Annotated in this window: 16 protein-coding genes; 11 read left to right on the top strand and 5 right to left on the bottom strand. The window is 40.3% G+C overall.

Annotation, left to right across the window (positions count from 1 at the left end):
* Positions 1-84 precede the first annotated feature (84 nt).
* The 3 genes from V7K38_RS13995 to V7K38_RS13985 are packed head-to-tail and all read left to right on the top strand — an operon-like array spanning position 85 to position 4,675.
* Positions 85-2,178: a CHAT domain-containing protein gene (locus tag V7K38_RS13995; protein WP_334858606.1), complete on the top strand. Its 2,094-nt coding sequence runs from the start codon at positions 85-87 to the stop codon at positions 2,176-2,178.
* 26 nt (positions 2,179-2,204) lie between these two features.
* A complete protein-coding gene (locus V7K38_RS13990; protein ID WP_334858604.1) occupies positions 2,205-3,503 on the top strand; it encodes a tetratricopeptide repeat protein in 1,299 nt (432 codons plus the stop codon).
* Entirely contained in the window at positions 3,500-4,675 is a 1,176-nt protein-coding gene (locus tag V7K38_RS13985; protein WP_334858602.1) for a tetratricopeptide repeat protein, read from the top strand. The genes V7K38_RS13990 and V7K38_RS13985 overlap by 4 nt, the downstream gene beginning before the upstream one ends.
* Positions 4,676-4,706: 31 nt before the next feature.
* Here the strand turns inward: V7K38_RS13985 and V7K38_RS13980 are convergent, their stop codons facing one another.
* Complete coding sequence (locus tag V7K38_RS13980; RefSeq protein WP_334858600.1) at positions 4,707-7,658, bottom strand: CHAT domain-containing protein; 2,952 nt, start codon at positions 7,656-7,658, stop codon at positions 4,707-4,709.
* Between the two features lie 147 nt (positions 7,659-7,805).
* Between V7K38_RS13980 and V7K38_RS13975 the strand changes: the two genes are divergently transcribed.
* Positions 7,806-8,393 (top strand): Uma2 family endonuclease, encoded by a 588-nt coding sequence (locus V7K38_RS13975; protein ID WP_334858598.1) that lies wholly within the window; start codon positions 7,806-7,808, stop codon positions 8,391-8,393.
* A 12-nt stretch (positions 8,394-8,405) separates the two neighbouring features.
* Here the strand turns inward: V7K38_RS13975 and V7K38_RS13970 are convergent, their stop codons facing one another.
* Positions 8,406-8,576, bottom strand: a complete 171-nt coding sequence (locus tag V7K38_RS13970) for a hypothetical protein (RefSeq protein WP_334858597.1) — start codon at positions 8,574-8,576, stop codon at positions 8,406-8,408.
* A gap of 22 nt (positions 8,577-8,598) precedes the next feature.
* Between V7K38_RS13970 and V7K38_RS13965 the strand changes: the two genes are divergently transcribed.
* The 3 genes from V7K38_RS13965 to V7K38_RS13955 all read left to right on the top strand — a co-directional run bounded on the left by V7K38_RS13965 (position 8,599) and on the right by V7K38_RS13955 (position 10,179).
* On the top strand, positions 8,599-8,793 hold the full coding sequence (locus V7K38_RS13965; protein WP_196528864.1) for a hypothetical protein: 195 nt from the start codon (positions 8,599-8,601) through the stop codon (positions 8,791-8,793).
* A gap of 377 nt (positions 8,794-9,170) precedes the next feature.
* On the top strand, positions 9,171-9,575 hold the full coding sequence (locus V7K38_RS13960) for a type II toxin-antitoxin system antitoxin SocA domain-containing protein (protein WP_334858596.1): 405 nt from the start codon (positions 9,171-9,173) through the stop codon (positions 9,573-9,575).
* A 1-nt stretch (position 9,576) separates the two neighbouring features.
* On the top strand, positions 9,577-10,179 hold the full coding sequence (locus tag V7K38_RS13955; RefSeq protein WP_334858594.1) for a type II toxin-antitoxin system PemK/MazF family toxin: 603 nt from the start codon (positions 9,577-9,579) through the stop codon (positions 10,177-10,179).
* A gap of 29 nt (positions 10,180-10,208) precedes the next feature.
* On the opposite strand, the gene V7K38_RS13950 is transcribed toward V7K38_RS13955, so the two are convergent.
* The 3 genes from V7K38_RS13950 to V7K38_RS13940 are packed head-to-tail and all read right to left on the bottom strand — an operon-like array spanning position 10,209 to position 12,138.
* Positions 10,209-10,403, bottom strand: a complete 195-nt coding sequence (locus V7K38_RS13950) for a hypothetical protein (protein ID WP_334858592.1) — start codon at positions 10,401-10,403, stop codon at positions 10,209-10,211.
* 4 nt (positions 10,404-10,407) lie between these two features.
* Positions 10,408-10,818, bottom strand: coding sequence for a hypothetical protein (locus V7K38_RS13945; protein WP_334858590.1), 411 nt, complete (start codon positions 10,816-10,818; stop codon positions 10,408-10,410).
* 24 nt (positions 10,819-10,842) lie between these two features.
* A complete protein-coding gene (locus V7K38_RS13940; RefSeq protein ID WP_334858589.1) occupies positions 10,843-12,138 on the bottom strand; it encodes a restriction endonuclease subunit S in 1,296 nt (431 codons plus the stop codon).
* Positions 12,139-12,826: 688 nt separating this feature from the next.
* On the opposite strand from V7K38_RS13940, the gene V7K38_RS13935 reads away from it, so the two are divergent.
* The 4 genes from V7K38_RS13935 (at position 12,827) to V7K38_RS13920 (ending at position 16,461) form a co-directional block, all read left to right on the top strand.
* Positions 12,827-13,333 (top strand): hypothetical protein, encoded by a 507-nt coding sequence (locus V7K38_RS13935; RefSeq protein ID WP_334858588.1) that lies wholly within the window; start codon positions 12,827-12,829, stop codon positions 13,331-13,333.
* Between the two features lie 226 nt (positions 13,334-13,559).
* A complete protein-coding gene (locus tag V7K38_RS13930) occupies positions 13,560-13,874 on the top strand; it encodes a DUF6464 family protein (protein ID WP_334858587.1) in 315 nt (104 codons plus the stop codon).
* A gap of 711 nt (positions 13,875-14,585) precedes the next feature.
* The gene (locus V7K38_RS13925) at positions 14,586-15,659 is read left to right on the top strand and encodes a glycosyltransferase family 4 protein (protein ID WP_334858586.1); all 1,074 of its coding nucleotides are present in this window, start codon (positions 14,586-14,588) and stop codon (positions 15,657-15,659) included.
* A 13-nt stretch (positions 15,660-15,672) separates the two neighbouring features.
* Positions 15,673-16,461: a WecB/TagA/CpsF family glycosyltransferase gene (locus tag V7K38_RS13920; protein ID WP_334858585.1), complete on the top strand. Its 789-nt coding sequence runs from the start codon at positions 15,673-15,675 to the stop codon at positions 16,459-16,461.
* Positions 16,462-16,727: the final 266 nt, after the last annotated feature.

Raw genomic sequence — 16,727 nt, 5'->3', positions numbered from 1 at the left:
TTTACCCCTTGATGACCAAACCCCGGCATGAATTACGTCTACAATTGCAAACTGCTTAAACCGCAAGGGTTTCGGCTTTTCTTAGTGCCATTCGAAAAAGGGACTACTTTCAACAATATTGGAGAAGCTTACCGCAAATTAGGAGAATACCCTAGAGCATTAGCATCCCTACAACAAGCTAGAAAGATTTTTAAACAAATCTCTTATAAAGAAGGGGAAGGGGCCACTCTTCTTAATTTTGGAGCAGTTTACGAAAACTTGGGGCAGTACAGCAAAGCCTTGGAATTCAACCAACAAGCTAGAGAGATTTTTAAACAAATCTCTTATAAAGTAGGGGAAGGAAATGTTCTCAACAATATTGGAGACATTTATCGCAAATTGAGAGACTACTCTAAAGCCTTGGAATTTCTACGACAAGGTTTAGAAATTCGCAAACAGATCGAGGATAAATTAGGAGAATTTGCCACTCTCAATAATATGGGTTTAGTTCACTACAGCTTGGGAGAATACCCCAAAGCTTTAGAATTAATGCAAAAAGCTGTATTGGTTCACAAACAGATCGAAGCAAAATTCGGGGAAGGAACCTTAATTAACAATATTGGTTCAATTTACTACAGCTTAGGAGAATATCCTGAAGCTTTGAAATATTACCAACAAGCTTTGGCAATTCATAAACAAGTTAGTGATAAACCAGGGGAAGTAAATACTCTCGCCAATATTGGTTATGTTCTCCTGAAAACAAATAAACTCACAAAATCTATAGAATATCTACGCGCAGCGATTGATGCTCAGGAACTTCTACGACCGGGATTAGACGATGCTGATAAAATCTCAATTATCGACACGCAAAGAAGTCTATACCAACATTTACAACAAGCATACATAGCTCAAAATCAGCGCGAAGATGCTTTAGAAATTTCCGAACGTGGTCGCGCTCGTGCATTTGTAGAGTTATTAGCTGAAAAACAAAAAACGCAGATTCAACCAAAACCTAGTATCAACCAGCTTAAACAAATTGCTAAAGAACAAAATGCTACTCTTGTTGAATACTCGATAATTGAAGAAGCATTCAAGATTGAAGGAAAGCAAGAATGGCGTGAATCGCAACTCTATATCTGGGTCATCAAACCCACTGGTGAAGTTACACTTCGCCAATCCGACCTCAAACCCTTATGGCAGAAAGACAAAATAAATCTGATAGATATTGTATCTCTTACTCGTGAAGCTATAGGTGTGAGAGGGCGTGACCCCAGCATTGTGATAGAAGCCACTGAAGCAGATGAAACATTGCAAAAAAAGCGATTACAGCAACTTTATAAGTTACTGATTGACCCCATCGCCGACCTTCTCCAGACAAAAGAAAGTGATAAGATAGTTTTCATTCCACAAAGTTCTTTATTCCTCGTTCCCTTTCCTGCTTTGCAAGATAGAAACGGCAAATATTTGATAGAAAAATATACTATCCTGACTTCACCTTCGATTCAACTTTTGGATCTGACACGTCAGCAAAAACAACGTCTTGGAAACACCCAAATAATTACGAAACAAGATGCTGTAGTTGTGGGTAATCCCATTATGCCGAAGGTTCTTGCAAGAAATGAAAAACAAGCCCAGCAATTGACTCCTTTACCTGCTGCTGGGGAGGAAGCAAAAGCGATCGCACCGATTTTGAAAACTGAAGCTATTACAGGTAATAAAGCCAAGAAATCTGCTATCTTGCCACTTTTAGCCCAAGCAAAGATTATTCATTTAGCAACTCATGGATTATTAGATGATTTTAAAGGATTGGGTGTACCAGGAGCGATCGCTCTTGCTCCCTCTGGTAATGGTGAACCTAACGATGGCTTACTGACTGCTAATGAAATTTTAGATTTAAAACTCAATGCCGAGTTAGTTGTCCTGAGTGCTTGTGACACAGGAAGGGGAAGGATTACTGGAGATGGCGTGATAGGCTTATCCCGTTCGCTGATTACAGCAGGTGTACCCAGTGTTATCGTCTCTTTGTGGTCAGTACCCGATGCACCTACTGCTGAATTGATGACAGAGTTTTACCGCAACTGGCTGGAGCGCAAACTCGACAAAGCTCAAGCTTTACGTCAAGCAATGCTAACCACAATGAAAACTCACCCAAATCCCAAAGATTGGGCAGCATTTACCCTTATTGGTGAAGCAAAATAAAAGAAAATCTCTATTTTTATCTGCTTATGACTGATTCTCGCCTACAACAGGCAATCAAACGTTATCAAACAGCGATTGAAGAACTTAAGACAATTCTTGATACTTCTACAGATACTGCTAAACCAACCCAACCAGCAGAAGCAAAACAGCAACTTAAACTCACGCAAGTTTTAGAAGTTTTCACAGCAAGAGATGAAGTACAAGCAGCGCTGGCAGATACTACGCAGACTTCTGGGGAGAGTTTAGCTGCGATCGCCCAACTAGATAAAATACTAAAAGAAAATGCGGGTGCGATCGCCACCATCTGCGAAACTGCTGACTGGCAAACCAGCTTTAACCCTCCCAAAGAAGCTTGGTGGTGGTCATTGCAACCTGAACACAAGTCAGATAAATTTTGGGATGGGCTTGATTGGTTTTGGAGTGCTGTTTCTGTCTCCTCCCTGACTATCTCTCTTGGTTTAGTCGGAGACATTTCCTCTCGATTCCTTACAGGTGGCCCTGATACACTAGGCGCACTGGCAGTTAGTACACAAAGTATTTTGACCTTGCTTACTGCTGGAGGCGCACTTACCCTAGCGGGACAGGAAGCCTACAAAAGCATTCTGAAAAGCAGGAAAATACCAGAGCGATTTTGGCATGAAATTAGTGCAGGTTTTTCACTACTCTTAGTATTTGGTTTAGTAGGTTTACGGCTATCCTTACCACAAATTGCTACCCAATATAGTCAATGGGGCTTCAACAACTACCAAGAAGGTGACTGGGGAAGTGCTGAAGAGAATTATCAACGAGCAATCAAACTCAATCCTGATGATACCTTAGCTCATTTTCGCTTAGGGTTACTTTACGAAGAACTGCAAAAATTGGATATTGCCCGTACAGAGTACCAGATTGCGGTACAAGATAATATTCCCGATGCTATCAATAATCTATCTCGTCTTTACATCCTCAACAAAAACTATCCTGCTGCCGTTGCTTTGTTATTAAAAGCCTTGGCTGGTGAACAAAAGCTAAAGCCTAGTACAGAGACTAAACACGCTTTACTAAAAAATCTAGGTTGGGCAAGGCTAATGCAAAGCCATTACCCGGATGCAGAAGCAAAACTACTAGAAGCAATTGACTTGCAACAATCCACCAAATTAACAAAGAATATTGCTGCCCCTCACTGTCTATTAGCACAAGTAATGGAAGCGCAAAAGGATAAAAAAGGCGCTTTAAAAGAATGGGAAACTTGCAACCAATATGCCGATATTGCATCTAGTACTGATGACGATGGTTGGGTCATTACTGCTCAGAAACGTTTAGCAGAACAGGAGAATAAGAAATGATTGGCTTTAATCTAACTTGCAAAATGTTGGTATTAGAAGCAGTAGTATTAGGGATGGTAAAGCCAGCGTTGGCTTTGTCCGCCACAAGCATTGCCCAAGGTCAGCCACAAGCAGTTGTCTATTCAGGCAGAATTGACTCTACAACAGGCAGAATATTTCTCAAGCGCCCCGACTGGTCAAATTTTCGACCTGTTCCTGTTGGGACAGAATTAAATCAGGGAGATCAGATCAAGCCTGATAAGGGTGTCAGGGTGAGAGTAGTTTGTCCTAATCTCTCCAAACCATTTGTTCCTATAGGAGTGCCATCAGGTTTAAAAACAATCTGTCCTATTTGGCAAGCAATCATCTCTAAAGCACCTCCACCTGCTGGGACTCTAGGCGGTAATAATCCCTTAATTCCCTACTTAATTACCCCTCGCCATACCTTACTGTTAAGCAGTACTCCTACTTTTGGTTGGAACGCCGTACCTAAAGCTACGCAATATACGCTAACTTTGCTCAGTCCCACAGGAGTAGTGTGGCAAAAGCAGGTTAAAAACAATTCTTTAGTTTATCCTGGATTACCTCCATTACAACCAGGAACAAATTACTCGATAGTTATTAAAGCCAATACTGGCAAAACATCTCAGGACGAAGGAACATCTAACCTAGATTTTAGAGTGCTACGTAAATCTGAGGTGGCAGCTATCCAATCGGAAGTAACTAAAATAACTAAGTCAGGATTAAATGAGCAAGTAAAGGCTCTCATGCTGGCAAATCTTTACAGCCGCTACACTTTACCGCAAGATGTAATTCAAGCCTATGGTCTGACTGCTGATACCTTCAAAAGCTATAACTTGAGTGCTGATGCGATCGCAATATTAGAAACTTTAGTAAAGCAAGGTAAGCAATCAACAATAATTTATCGCTCGTTGGGAGATATTTACTGGCAAACTGGATTAGCCCAAAAAGCAGTAGACAACTATTTGGCAGCAATCAAACTTGCCAAAAGTGATGAAGATTTAGAAGAGAAGATATTAGCCCAATTCGCTTTGGGGGAAGTCTATGCTGCAACAGATGATAACAAGCAGGCTATAAGTTGGTATTCTCAAGCCAAGGATGGATACACTTTACTAGGTGATAGTAGACGTGCCAATTTTCTCAAGCAGCAAATAGAAAGTCTGCAACAATAGCCATTAGTACTTAAAGTTTATTTACAAAACATCAATCTGACTCACCAATAAGGGTAAATGCAGCCCAATTTTTCGGGTCAGGATGTTGTTTCATAGTTGCCAGCATCGCGTTTCGTAGTGCCATAGCTTTATCAGGATTTTCCTGTAGATTTTGATAAAACTCAGTCATCAACTCAGCAGTCGGTGCATCAGGAACAGACCATAAAGAAACGATGACACTGGGAGTACCAGCACTAATCAGGGAACGGGAAAGTCCAATAATGCCATCACCTGTAATTCTTCCTCTTCCAGTATCGCAAGCACTTAAAACAACTAATTCTGCTTTCAATTTCACACGAGCAAAAATTTCCTCAGCAGTCAGTAAGCCATTATCTTTATCTGATGGTGCAAGAGCGATCGCACTTCGTAAGCCTAGGATATCATCAAGTAAGCCATGAGTTGCTAAATGAATGATTCGGGCTTTGGGTAAAAGTTGTAAAATAGCTGATTTCGTTGCTTTATCACCCGTGATAGCTTGAGTTTTCAAAATCGGTGCGATCGCATTTGCTTCTTCTTCAGCACCAGGTAAGGCACGTAATTGTTGTGGTGGTTCCCCAATTGCAGGCGCAACTTTGGGCATAGTTGGATTACCAACAACTACCGCATCCTGTTTTTGGAAAGATGTGATTAATCGGGAGTTTCCAAGACGTTTCTTTTGCTGGTGTGTCAGATCCAAAACTTGAATTGAAGGTGAAGTGAGGATAGTGTGTTGTTCAATCAAGTATTTGCCGTTTTCATCTTGCAAGGCTGGGAAGGGAACTAGGAATAAGGAACTTTGCGGAATGAAGATGACTTTATCACTCTCTTTTATGGGTAATAAATCTGCGATCGGTTTGATTAACAGTTGATGAAGTTGTTTTAATCGGGTTTCTGCTTCGGCTGAGTTAGGTGTGAGAACCATTTCAATACTGGGACTTCTCACACCTATAGCTTGACGGCTACGAGAGACAAGAAGGTCTATCAGTTTGATATTATCTTTCTGGTGAAGGTTTTTGAGATCAGCTTTGCGGAAAGTAACTTCACCTGTGGGTTTGATTACCCAAATGTAGAGTTCTGATTCATGATTTTCTTGTTTACCCTGAATCTTAAAGTCATGACCAATAATTGAATATTCAACAAGAGTGGATGAATGCTGTTTGGCGATTTGTTGCAGCAGAGTTATTGTAGGTTTATCAACAGGAGGTTCTGAGGTTTGACCTGCACTTTTGCTAGACAACCGCGAAGTCAATAATTCCACAAACGCCCTAGAACGCCCCCGTTCAGAAATTTCTAACGCTTCTTTGGTTTTATTCTGAGCAATTAGGACTTTTTGTAATATGCGGTAACTACGAGCTTGTTCCTCAAAAATTGAGACTTTGTAGCTATCATTTTTACCCAACTGTCCCCTGAGAGATTCCCATACCTCAATTCCAGCGCGGAGGGTTTTTTCTGCTTCTGCAAGATTGCCAGATTTGTAGAAAGTCACTCCCAAATTATTCAAACTTGCTCCTTCCCCACTAAGGTCTTTAATTTCTCGGGCGATCGCCAAACTCTGCTGCTGATACTCAATCGCCTTGTCGTAGTCTCCCAAGGCTTGGTAAGCAACTCCCAGATTGCCCAGTGCAGTCCCCTCGCCATTACGGTCTTTGATTTCACGGACGATCGCCAAACTCTGCTGGTAGTATTCAATGGCTTTGCTATAGTCTCCCAGGGAACGGTAAGCAATTCCCAGATTACCCAAAGATTGACCCTCGCCATTACGGTCTTTGATTTCACGGGCGATCGCCAAAGTTTGCTGTAGGTAATCAATGGCTTTGCTGTAGTCTCCCAGGGCTTGGTAAGTAATTCCTAGATTGCCCAGTGCATGACCCTCGCCATTACGGTCTTTAATTTCTCGGGCGATCGCTAAACTCTGCTGGTGGTATTCAATGGCTTTGCTGTAGTCTCCCAGGTTTTTGTAAGCAATTCCCAGATTGCCCAGTGCAGCGCCCTCGCCTTTTCGGTCTTTGATTTCACGGGCGATCGCCAAACTCTGCTGCTGGTAATCAATGGCCTTGCTGTAGTCTCCCAGGGCTTGGTAAGCAAGTCCCAGATTGCCCAGAGATTGTGCCTCGCCTTTTCGGTCTTTGATTTCACGTGCGATCGCTAATCTCTGCTGCTGGTAATCAACGGCCTTGCTGTAGTCTCCCAGGTTTTTGTAAGCAAGTCCCAGATTGCCCAGTGCAGCGCCCTCGCCTTTTCGGTCTTTGATTTCACGTGCGATCGCCAATCTCTGCTGGTGGTAATCAATGGCTTTGCTGTAGTCTCCCAGGGCTTGGTAAGCAATTCCCAGATTGCCCAGAGCATTACCCTCGCCATTACGGTCTTTGATTTCACGTGCGATCGCCAATCTCTGCTGGTGGTAATCAATGGCTTTGCTGTAGTCTCCCAGGGCTTGGTAAGCAAGTCCCAGATTGCCCAGAGCAGTCCCCTCGCCATTACGGTCTTTGATTTCACGGGCGATCGCCAAAGTTTCCTGTAGGTAATCAATGGCTTTGCTGTAGTCTCCCAGGTTTTTGTAAGCAAGTCCCAGATTGCCCAGAGCATTACCCTCGCCATTACGGTCTTTGATTTCACGGGCGATCGCCAAAGTTTCCTGTAGGTACTCAATGGCTTTGGTGTAGTCTCCCAGCACATAGTAAGCAAGTCCCAGATTGCCCAGAGATTGTCCCTCGCCTTTTCGGTCTTTGATTTCTCGATAGATGATCAGCGCTTTTTGCCAAGACTGTAACGCCGCTTCAAATTGACTGGTCTGAGATTGCTCATAACCTTGCTGCGACAATCGGTCTGCTTCTGCTTTACGGTCTGCTGGTGTTTGCGCCAATACCTGCGACGCTTGGAATAGTAGAGGCAAATTTGCAATGGGTTGTGAAACAGTCAAGATGAGAGTGATCAATGCGGTTAAACTAAGTTTGCGATCGCGCATAGCTGGGATTTAGAGTTAGGAGTTTTTATACAGGATCGGGAAATTTACCAACATATATCTCTCGTTGGTGGGAGGATATGCAAAATTCAGCAAGTAGTTTATAAATCAAATAGGATTGCTATATTACAGTTAAATCGGTGATGTCTCATGAACATTGTCACACCAAAGCGATTTACTATTGACGAATATCATCGGCTGATTGAACTGGAATTTCTACAGGAGAGCGATCGCATCGAGTTGATTCGTGGAGAACTAATTCAAATGGTAGCTAAAGGTACACCTCATACAGTCTGTGGTTCTATCTTATGTCGCCAATTAGATCGATTGTTGGGCGATCGCGCCGTGATTCGTGGACAAGATCCGATTACTTTGCCCAATCAAAGCGAACCTGAACCAGATGTGGCGATCGCACGCGGTAAAGATGAAGATTATCTCGCCCATCATCCTTATCCTGAAGATATTTCTTTAGTGATTGAAATTTCGGACTCAACCCTAGATTACGACCAAACAAAAAAGTTAGAAATCTATGCAGAAGCCGGAATTTCTAATTATTGGATTGTCAACTTAAATTTTCGCCAACTTGAGCGTTACAGCCAACCGTATCAAAATTCTCAAGGTGAATTTAATTATCTCAGTAAGCAGATATCTTTGCCCCATCAGTCAGTGGCGATTCCTGGATTTGAAGATGTCTTATTAGACTTGAGCCGGATTTTTCCTACGGTTGTAGATGTTTAGAAACAGCGATGTCTACGACCGGCTGTGCCTACGCTGTTTTCTTTGGGGAATCAGGCGATCTGCTTCTAGTTTGCGTCTATCTGGGTTTTGCGCCAATGCCTGTGGCACTGTGAATATTGCTGCAAAATTGAATAGCAGAGGTTTGGCTCCATGAATTTGTCTTCCTAGTCCCTGCTGAACCAATCAGCTTACAGCAATACATGAGATGCTTAGTGGTGGTCTCTGTGAGAAAACCACACCAAACGGGAAACAAGTGTTTGATGGTTCTTGTAAAGGTGCGATCGCCACAAATAAAGCTTGCTGTCAGAATGTCCAAAGTGTAGGGCTAGATTCAAAATTTCGGCGTTGTGGGTTGACGATTGGTATCAAAGGCGCTTTCTGCCGTTCACGGAAATGGTAAAGTGGCAAAACGTTATTCAGCCAAACACGACACGCCCATCAGATAACAACACATTAAATTTTAGTCAAGAATTGTTTATTCATATCAATTCCATACTATATACTAGTACATATAAACTATTTACAGCTAGCTAGTAAGCAAAAAAAGTGTCAGGAGTTGGAGCAAAACAACTATAATTAAGCGATCTAAACTTATTAAAACTCTTTATAAAGCTTTGAATAAAAATACTTTTAAATACCTGTATCCATCTATATATGTTAGTTCATACAAGTATTTTATGATTGTCAGCAGAGAGAAGGGTTATGTTGGAAAAACTCATAAAATATTTTGTCTACGCGACAAAAGGGTATATTACAAAAACACAGTTAATCAAATTTTTGTATTTAGCTGATCTTTACTCTGTTAAGTGGACGGGGAAGCAACTGACTGATCTAGATTGGTGTTATTATCAATTTGGCCCTTGGAATGAGGGTATAGATGCTGCTTTAAATCAAATGAATGGAAAAGAGATTATTCAAGAATCTCAGGAAAATACAACATACATTAGACCTGTCAATGAAGCTGCTGAGGTAGATGATTTGCAAATACCTCTCAGTCTTAAGTTCGTGCTGGATAATATTCGGAGAGAGTGGGCTGGCCCAGATAAACTGAATCAGCTACTAGAGTATGTATATAGCACTGCTCCAATGATGGAAGCAAAAAATACCCATCGTCCAGAAGAGAAAGTTAAACTTAACTTACAAGCAGAAAGAGAAAAATTAGTCAGTGAATTAGGATTATAAAGTGGCTGGACAAAGACCTAGACAAGGTTGGATCTATTCCATAAATCCCTATAGGGTATCTCTTCGTTGCAAACAGGGTCATGTCCATATTTATAATTTAGATGAGCCAGGTGAAGTAGAATGTCAAACTTGCACTGAGAATATTAATTCAAGTAGGGTTTTCAGAGGGATACATCCTTATATCATCTGGACAAGCGATCAATTTCAAGATGAATCTAGATATATAGCAACGTTTTCCGTTATTCCCCTGACTTCACAAGGAACATTTAACGGTTTACCAACCACATATCCAATTAACTCCACCATTAGAAATGGTCTTGATAAAAATTCTTACGCTTTAGTTCATCAAATATGTACTGTTGATGCTAATTGCTTCAAAGACTCATCAGCAGATTGGTTAGATAGAATTGGACAATTAGATAAATCAGATAAAGACACTATAGAAGAACGGTTAAAATATTTTTTGAATATTCAAGAAAATCCTAGTGAAGACTGGTTTGCTCAAAATGCGTCTCCAGAACTTTTAAAAAAAGTCTTTGATTATCTACCTGAAGATACAAAGAATTTAGCGGTGGAAGAATTAATCAACCATTTAGGCTCATAGTACCTAGATATTTATCAATGAAATTGATATCATAATTCTTGCAAATCCGGCAATCTGCGTACTGCTGTCTCGATTTTATTAGGTTCTGAAATCCGAGAAATAGTTACATCCCGAATAGGACGATCATCGTTACTGGGATTCAGCCCATTGTCTCTCATCTGTTGATTAGTCCACAGCAAATCAAATCCACGTTCGATTAAAACTCCTATCTGATCTGTAATCAAGTATCTAGCATATGGAAACCAGTTGTTCAACTTCGGGTAGAACACTATCAGAATTCAGGTCAATATCCGCAGCTTCAAAATCACCTCTTAGCCGTTCAATCTCTTCTTGGATATCACTCCCAAATCCAGCAGCATGGACAATTAGCTTGGTAGTTAAGTCATGCGGGTTTTGAATAATCTTTAAATCGCGCTCTGGCTGAAAGCGATCGCCTAATTCCACTAGCTTAGGAATATTGGGGTATCTTTTAACACTATTTCCGTGAATAATTTCACAAGGAAGCCCTTCGCCTATGATTTGGGATTGGAAGTTTTCGCTACATAAAAATACAACCTGATCCGGTTGTATATGCTGAATTGCTTTAACAATAGGGGCGGGAGATTTTCCAACTGTTACTAAGAGAATTTTTTTAGACATATAAATATTACTGAGCCAGTATTGTCACAATAGAGAAAGCTGCTGAGAATCTTTGTTATCCTTCAACTTGAGTGCTTTTGCTTGTTCTTCCATTTCTGCAAGCAGTTCTTTGATGTGTGCTTCCCGCCATTTGGCTGTGAGTTCACCAGTAAAAGCACGATAGAGTAAGCATTGAAAAAGATTATTTAATTTAGTTTGAGATTCAATCTGCTTTGCATCCAATCTTCTTATTTCTGCCATACGAAGGGTATATTCATTTTGAAGCTCGAATGGTGGCAATGGAATTTTCAATGACTTTAAAATGGTAGTGTTCATAAACGAATAAGCTCCATCGTCACCACTTGCACGCAATTGATTAACTGATGATGGGAAGTATGAAACAAGAGATGTAAAATATTCAGGAAAAATACCTTTTTTATCTAAAGTAAGACGAATTAAATTTGTGCTAATAATGGAATGTGACTGTTGTGGTCGGGCTACACACATACGTCCAACAGTTCCTGCACGGGAAATTATAATATCTCCAGGTTCTACTGAATAACTTTTAAGTTCTTCATATTTAGTTGGAGTTATAAATAGTGAACCTGATTCCACAAACTGATTTGGCTTTATATTGTCAATTCCCCAAACGGGTATACCCTTATCAACATATTCATATTTTTTAAGTGCGCTTCCGAAGGGGCCGCATTTAGTACCTGGGCGTTCTCTCGAAAATAATTTTTCTACTAATAAAATATCCCACCCCATCGGATTTGTTGCCGGATCGCCAAACATTTTGATGAATAGCGCAGGCAAAATGCGATCGGCTTTTGCATCAGCCTCAGCCCGCATTCTTCCTAGTGCATTAGCTTGATCTAAAATTTCGACTATGCGGTGTTGTTCAGAAACTGTGGGAAGTGGGATGTAATGCTCCCAAAATTTATCCATAATGACACGAGGCATTCTCGCCCCGGTCGTGTATTGCTTTACAAAACTCAGAAAAATGTTTGAACGAAGGTAGTAAGTAAGATAATCCTCATTAAGTATGTTTTTTAGAGGACGTAATGGGATTAGCTCAGTGGTTGCTATACCTGATTCTTGTGGATGAATAACTTTATTAAGATATGGACGTAGTTTTGAATAAAGAACATTACCATTATCAAATAGAAATGTAGAGCTACCAGCATCTGAAGCGGGACTCAATTGTTTGTTAATGATTTTGCCTGTTTGACTTTCGATTTGATCAAGCGTTAGATGCCAGACTATTTGTTTTGACTCAAATTCTTGACGCGATACTTTAGGCGGGGCAACTACTTTTAGAGGAACACTCAGCCACTTCATGAAATTGCCTCCACATCATGCAGCAGCTTTTCTAACCCAGAGGCAATTTCTCGCTCAATTTCCAACACTTCTTGAATCAACTCCACTGGATCATCATTAGAAACACCCTCAGTTACCTGTGGCTTATAACGCCCAGCAGCTAAATTGTAATCATTTTCGGCAATATTGTGGGGCGGGCATCTTGCCTGCCCAGCTTATGCAAGTTAAATGTGGAACAACTTAACTTATTCACTGCTCTTGAGACAAACCTTGGTTTATCTCAGGGACTTGCAGAAAATAAATTATCCCAAATTATTTGCACATTTGTAGGGGCGCAAGTCCTTGCGCCCCTACAATGGGATATTTTTTTAACTGGAAGCCCCTCACCACAGAAGGCAGAAAGCAGGAGGAAAGGGGGTTAGAATCTGCTTTGATTTTATCAACATAGTTAGGTTTTCCCTGTCGTTCTACTTAGAAATATTATCAGCGCTGGCGAGTCTTTTGTACTTATATAGCAGTAGGACTTACGCAAATAATGCAGGTAGAAGCAATACCGCTTTTGGTCTACGTAAATTACTTTAGAGTGTGTATAGTTTTACTAATTACCCGCATAATTCCTCAGATTAAACCTCATATCGAATATATAGTACAAATATACTAAATTGCTGCTAAAATGCCTTAAAAGTCAGCTAGCCTTACTTGAGGTAGTATGAAAAAAATTCTAGACACGGACAAAAAGCCCATGTTGCTGAAAGTTTCGCTATTGCAGCCTCAACCTGTAACTACTGCAATAGTTCCACTGCAACCGCAACAGGAAAAAATCATCAGTGAACGGGAGCGTTTGATAACACAAGTTGAGCGCATCAATCAGATGGCGCGAGAGTTAGAAGCAGCGATATTGGAGTTGAAAGCGATCGCTAACACACTGAATAGTCAAAAACGTTACCCACTATTGAAGAAAGAGATAGGCAAACACATTTGTCAGTATTTCGCAGTTAGTGTCCCTTGGGTAAAACGAAAGCCTGATGAATCATTTATTTTGACAACGCGAAAAGTTGATTTATTCCGAGCCGAAAGGGAAGCTGCACTGTTAGCACAGCAACTTCGTCAGCAAACCAAAAAAAGATTAGCATCGCAGCGACACAGAAAAAACAAGAGTGGGGCGGAGGCTGACACAAGACACTTGTGTAAAAAGGCATTAGTCAACAAATCTTAAAATTATCAACATTCAACGGCAGTTCACGCCTGGGGTTGTAACAGTTATGCTGATTGAAGTGGCAGAAGGAACTTCTTCGTTAAAATTGCTAGATACTACACTGCCATTGCTAATGGCCGCCAACTATGGTTGCAATTAGACAAAACTGCCCTAATATTTGCACTTCCGTAAAGCAGAGTGCAACATCAGGGACAATCAATCAGCGCATAGAAGAGGTAAAAAGAAGGTGTTAAACACACTTTTAGTAATTGCCGTTGGTTTTTTACCGTCCCTGATTTCTCTGTGGGCGATCCGTAAAACCCATACGCGATCGCGCTTACGAATGAGGCAAGCAGGTATGAATTTTTCAGTGGTGCAGGGACGACAAAACCTTACACCAGTTGAGAGCGATCGCTATTATTTAGAAGGGGTAGGTTATCTGATTGGCGACATCAGCTGCAAATTTAATGCTCGATCTGGCTACATGCGTTGTGCTGTAAATCCCGACGGCCCATGTAACGGTTGCCGTCACTACGAACCAAAAGAATTAGTTGGCAATTAAAATAAGCTTTAACGCTCTTTATATTACTCCCATTAAATAATATACCTCTTGCAACCAATTATTGTGGATTGAAAAAATCCCAAGTTTAGTTAGCTCTCGATTTGATAGATTTTTCTGTGCTTACAGCACTTTCGGCGGCTATGAGGTACATCCTCAAAGCTGAAAGCTATGATAGGAGAGGGGCTAGAGGAAAACTGTATTGCATAATAGCCGGAAGCGCTGTATATCGCAGATGTCAATTGAAGCAAGCTAAAAAGGCTCTACTTACCATAAAATAATTCTGGAGGGGTTTAGTATTCTAAACCTTGTTTCTCGGTGCTTGGCTCCAAACAAGATTTCTTTAGCTTTGCCAGTCGAGCAAGGCGTTGAAAAATATTCAAGTCCAGAATCTTATTTTTCTTTTCTCAGAAATATATAAAAGAGCCTTAAGAGGCATTACGGACAAACTTATACAGGCAAAAAATTAAGGGTGGATGGTACTTGAGTAAAAACTTGTAGAAATTTGGGAAAAAGAGTAAAATTCTTAAGGTCTTACAGTCGCTATACTGAGTTCCTTAGGGTACTACAAGCGTATGTCATCAAGGAGGTTCCATGATTGACTTGTTTTAACAGGCTATTAAAGACATTATTAGCGATTTTCAACATGCTACATTTTGAATTCTTTTGCTTTAGACCTGAATTATTACTTAAGAATTACATAGGTTGATGTGAATGAACCAAATGCAGATATTGATGTTAGGGGCTAGTCTAGAACAAAATGGAGGAATAGCATCAGTTGAAAAACTGATAATTCAGCATGTTATTGATGATATTAAAATTAAGCATATAACCACTCATGATGAAGGCTCAGTATACCACAGAATAATTGTTTTTGCTAAAGCATTAGCAAAATTCTTAAGGATAATGTTTACTCAAAAAATAGATGCTGTACATATTCACATGTCTGATGGTGGTAGTGTTCTGAGAAAAGCTATTTTTTGTGTTTTTGCCTTGATATTTAATAAGCCCTTCTTGATACACGCTCATGGTGCAGAATTTCAAGTAACCTATGCTAAACTACCTCAACTAGCACAAAAAGTTTTAAATACAGTATTTCAGCGTTGTCAAGGGTTTATTGTTCTTTCAAAAACTTGGCATGATTACTATGTCTTAAATCTGGGTTTAAATCCGAAGCAAGTTATTATCTTGCCTAACCCTTGCGAATTACCTATACAGGTTCCTGACCGCCAAAATCGGACTCAAATCATTTTGGTGTTTTGTGGGCGAGTCGGTCAACGGAAAGGTGCATTTGATTTAATTCAGGCATTTGCTAACTTACCAGATTCTCAAAAAAAATCTGCCCAGCTAATTCTGGCAGGAGATGGTGAAATCGAAAAAGCGCAGCAATTAGCAGTTAGTCTCAACCTGATAAACAATGTAACTTTTTTGGGCTGGATTAATTCCCAAAAACGGGATGAAGTGTTGTCAAAAGCAGATGTATTTATTTTACCTTCTTACAATGAAGGTCTGCCTATGGCGATTCTAGAAGCTATGGGCTGGGGATTACCCGTAATTTCAACCCCTGTAGGAGGTATTCCTGAATTAGTGATTTCAAATCAAAATGGTCTGCTAGTTACAGAAGGAAAGATTCAACAATTGTCAGAAGCTATACAATTACTGATTGAAAATGAAACTTTAAGGCTCTCTCTGGGAAGCGCTGCGAGAAAAAGTGTTGAACCATTTGATATTAAAAACTATTCCATTCGTTTAGCAGATATCTATCGGTCGTTATCAAAATTGGATTAAGCTGGAAGTACTAATGAAAATCAATATTTGCAGAGTTGAAATTGATAACTACAATTTTGATGAAGTCGTAGAGCGAATCGTCAAACATGTACTCTCTAAGGGTAAGGCAGAATATGTAGTTACTCCTAATGCTATGCATATTTTGGCATTGCAGAAGGATGCCATTTTCCGAGAAATTTATCGCAAGGCTTTTTTAGTAGTACCAGATGGGGTGTCGCTGCTGTGGGCAGCCAAGTTCTTACAAACTCCCCTTAATGGTAGAGTTAATGGTACAGATTTGTTCGAGAAACTATGCGCCATTGCTGCTAAAAAAGGATTGAAGGTCTTTTTATTAGGAGGTCGCCCTGGTGCTGCTGAAAAAGCTCAAGAAATTCTTGTCTCCAGACATCCAGGCTTGCAGATTGTAGGTACTTACTGTCCTCCTTACGGGTTTGAATCTCAGCCAACAATATTAGCTTCAATCAATTCAAAAATTACAGCAACATCTCCCGATATCCTATTTGTTGGTTTGGGAGCACCAAAACAAGAAAAATGGATCGCTGCCAATTATTTGCATTTAGGTGTACCGATTTCTGTCGGTATTGGTGTCAGCTTTGAATTAGTTAGCAACATGGTGAGAAGATCGCCAGTTTGGATGCAAAAATTAGGGCTGGAGTGGTTCTTTCGGCTTTTAACAGAGCCTCGACGCTTGTGGAAGCGTTATGTCTTTGGTAATCCTGCTTTGATTTACTTGGTAATCAAACAGCGTTTAGGATTATTTAATAGCCAATACGGAAATCTTGACCGTGCGAACGATAAATGAAATTACACACAAGGTTAAGTAGTCATAAGACGGTGTTTGAAAAGTTGTAAAGTATAGTATAAGCCCTCTCAAACCCAAATTTTTCACAAGTGAGAGGCTTTGAAACCCCCATTCATCAACAAAAACTTTTCTCTAATCCTCTCCTAAAACAAGAGGATTAGGGAGAGATAATAAAAAGTTGAACATGAGGTTAAGTTTATAAAGTTGCTGTTAACAACACTACTTTTCAAACATTCTCTAAGTGATTATCAATTTACTTTTTCCAT

It is taken from the genome of Nostoc sp. (assembly GCF_036917465.1).
Lineage (GTDB): Bacteria > Cyanobacteriota > Cyanobacteriia > Cyanobacteriales > Nostocaceae > Nostoc.
This window is presented reverse-complemented; position numbering and strand designations above follow the sequence as displayed.